Origin of the sequence: Achromobacter sp. (assembly GCF_036567245.1) — a bacterium.
GTDB lineage: Bacteria > Pseudomonadota > Gammaproteobacteria > Burkholderiales > Burkholderiaceae_B > Achromobacter.
In genome coordinates, this window is the sequence record NZ_DATCUY010000181.1 from 1 (window position 1) to 2,862 (window position 2,862).

Below are 2,862 nucleotides of genomic sequence, written 5' to 3' on the forward strand. Positions count from 1 at the left end.
GCGGGTCGCGTTCGCGCACGCGCGCCAGCGTGGCGTCCAGCACGGCCATGGCGCTGCGTTCGCCGGCGCGGACCTGGCGCGCGATATCCTGCGCGGGGCCGCTCACGGACGGAACACCGCGGCCGATTCCAGTTCCACGGCCAGCGGCTCGTCGACGAAGCCGGCCGCGATGTCCTGGATGCGCGCGAACTGTTGCGTCACTTCGGCCACGGCCTGCTCGCGCAAGGCATAGCCGGCCAGCGCCAGGGCGCTGCGCACGTATTGGTCGATCGTTTCCTGGGTCATGGCGGACTCTCCGGTACGGGGGATTTACTTGCGCACTTCGCGCTGGAAGATCTCCAGGCTGAGTTTCTTCATCTGGATGAAGCTGGGTTCGGACAGCGTCGCGACCGTGCGTGGACGCGCGTCGCGGTAATCCAGGATCTCCGCGATCCGGGTGGGCCGCTTGGTCAGCAGCAGCACCTGGTCGGCCAGGTACACGGCTTCCTCCAGGTCATGCGACACCAGCAGCATGGTGGTGCCGGTCTGCAGGAAGACCTCCTGCAGCTTTTCGCGGATGAACAGCGTCATCTCGAAGTCCAGCGCGGAGAAGGGTTCGTCCAGGAACAGCACCTCCGGTCCCGGCGCCAGCGCGCGCATGATGGAGGCGGTCTGCTGCTGGCCGCCGGACAGTTCGTAGGGATAGCGGTTCAGGTCGAACTTCACGTCGAACGAGGCCACCAGTTCTTCGACCCGCGCATCCACCTCGGCCTTGCCGCGGCCTTCCAGGCGCAGCGGATAGGCGATGTTGTCGATGGTGCGCAGCCACGGGAACATGGCCTCGCGGTAATTCTGGAAGACGTAGCCGATCTTGGTCTGCGCCAGCGATTTGCCGTCGAACAGGATTTCGCCCGAGTCGATGGGAATCAGGCCGGCGATCATGTTGATCAACGTGGACTTGCCGCAGCCGTTGGGGCCGAACACCGAGACGATCTTGCCCTTGGGGATGTCGAGGTTGAAGTCTTCGTACAGCGGCCAGCCGGCGAAGTACTTGGTCAGCCCGCGTATGGTGATGTGGGTGCCCAGCGGACCGGGCTCGAACGGGGCGGCGGCGGGGCCGGGGGCGATGATGGGATTGAGGACGGTGGACATCAGCGGCCGCTCCAGTGGACCACGCGCTTTTCCAGCACGAGAAAAAGAATGTTCAGCACATAGCCGAGCGCGCCGGCGGCGAGGATGGCCGCATACATGTCGCGCACGTTCAGCACCTGCTGCGCGTTGATGATGCGATTGCCCAGTCCGCTGTCGGATCCGATGAACATCTCGGCCACGATCACGATGACCAGCGCCATCGACACGCCGCTGCGCAGGCCCACGAAGGTGGGCTGCAGGCTCTCCCAGATCAGCACGTCCTTGAAGATGCGCCAACGCGACGCGCCCATGACGCGCGCCGCCATGACGCGCTGCTTGCGGGCGTTGATGACGCCGTAGGCGCTGTTGAACAGGATCACCAGCACCGCCGCGAAGGCCGCGATGGCAATCTTGTTCATGTCGGTGACGCCGAAGATCATCAGGAACAGCGGAATCAGAGCGGAAGAAGGCGTGGAGCGGAAGAAGTCGATCAGAAACTCCACGCTGCGATAAGCCTTTTCGTTGCTGCCCAGCAGCACGCCCAGCGGCACGCCGATCACACCCGCGATGAGGAAGGCCTGCAGTGTGCGGTTCAGCGACGCCAGGAAGTCCGCCAGCAGCGGGCCGCCCGCCATGCCCTTGACCAGCGCCGCAAGCGCCGCGCTGGGCGTGGGCAGCAGCACGGGGCTGACCAGTTGAAAGCGCACCACCAGGTCCCATACCACGAAGAGCGCCAGCGGGCCGATCAGCGGCAGCAGGCGGCTCGTGTCGAATTTGCGCCGGGGCCGCGCTGTCGCGGCCGGGCAGGCCGCGCTTGTTGCAGAGGTTGCGGTCATGGCTCAGCCCTTGTAGAGCATGGTTGAGACGTCGATCTTCTGGGCGAAGACGCCCTTGTCGGCGAACAGGTCGAAGAACTTCTGGAAGTGCTGGATGTCGCTGGGCGTGAACTCGTTGTAGAGCGTGTAGGCGGCCAGCGGCACTTCCTCGGTCATCGGACCTTCGATGGCGGTGTAGCCCTTCAGGTAGGGACGCGCCTCTTCCGGCTTGCTGCGGATCAGTTCGATGCCGCGCGCATAGGCGGCGATGAATTTCCTGCTTTCCTCGGGATGCTTCTTCAGGAAGGCGGTGGTCAGCGACGCCGACCCGCCGAACCACGGCGCCATCGGATCGCCCAGCACGTACTTGGCGATGACGCCGGATTCCAGCACGCGGGTGGTGCCGTTCAGCCTGCCCACCGTGCCCGTGGGCTCCAGCGTGTAGCAGGCGTCCAACTGGCCGGCGGCGACCGCGGCGACGTGCTGGCTTATCGCCAGCTCGACCACGGTCGCCCCGGTTGCGCCGGCGCGCTCCAGCACTGCTTTGGCCAGCGTGGCGTTCTGGATGCCGGGTCCGGATCCGACCTTTTTCCCCTTGAGGTCTGCGATGGATTTGATGGGACTGTCTTTCGCGACGATGAACTCGTCCAGCACATGCTTGGCGTTGCTGGGATTGGACGCAAAAATCTTGAACAGGCCGGGCGAGGCGATCTCGCCGATGGCCAGGTTGGCCGAGCCGGTGCCGTTGGCGCTGCCGTCCGCGCGGCCGGCCAGCATGGCTTCCATGACCTGCTGCGCACCCGCGAACTTCAGGGGCTCGACGTTCAGGCCGGCCTCCTTGAAGTAGCCTTTTTCCAGCGCCGCATAGAACGGCAGGCCGGCCGCCACGGGCCAGAAGCCGATGCGGATGACGGGCCCTGATTGCGCTCGCGCCAGC

The 2,862-nt window shown here is 65.5% G+C and carries 4 protein-coding genes; all 4 read right to left on the reverse strand.

Annotated features, from left to right (window positions below; genetic code table 11):
* Positions 1–102: 102 nt before the first annotated feature.
* Positions 103–285 (reverse strand): DUF4089 domain-containing protein, encoded by a 183-nt coding sequence (locus tag VIR09_RS07600; protein ID WP_173146467.1) that lies wholly within the window; start codon positions 283–285, stop codon positions 103–105.
* Between the two features lie 24 nt (positions 286–309).
* The gene (locus VIR09_RS07605; RefSeq protein WP_332012322.1) at positions 310–1,131 is read right to left on the reverse strand and encodes an ABC transporter ATP-binding protein; all 822 of its coding nucleotides are present in this window, start codon (positions 1,129–1,131) and stop codon (positions 310–312) included.
* The gene (locus VIR09_RS07610) at positions 1,131–1,946 is read right to left on the reverse strand and encodes an ABC transporter permease (RefSeq protein ID WP_332012323.1); all 816 of its coding nucleotides are present in this window, start codon (positions 1,944–1,946) and stop codon (positions 1,131–1,133) included. Before VIR09_RS07610 ends, VIR09_RS07605 begins: the two co-directional genes overlap by 1 nt.
* A 3-nt stretch (positions 1,947–1,949) precedes the next feature.
* The coding region (locus tag VIR09_RS07615) for an ABC transporter substrate-binding protein (protein WP_332012324.1) at positions 1,950–2,862 on the reverse strand (913 nt) is incomplete at its 5' end.

Bases quoted from the DNA above. Each gene is read 5' to 3' on its own strand.
- VIR09_RS07605 (WP_332012322.1), bottom strand. From the start codon at position 1,131: ATGTCCACCGTCCTCAATCCCATCATCGCCCCCGGCCCCGCCGCCGCC.
- VIR09_RS07610 (WP_332012323.1), bottom strand. From the start codon at position 1,946: ATGACCGCAACCTCTGCAACAAGCGCGGCCTGCCCGGCCGCGACAGCG.
- VIR09_RS07600 (WP_173146467.1), bottom strand. From the start codon at position 285: ATGACCCAGGAAACGATCGACCAATACGTGCGCAGCGCCCTGGCGCTG.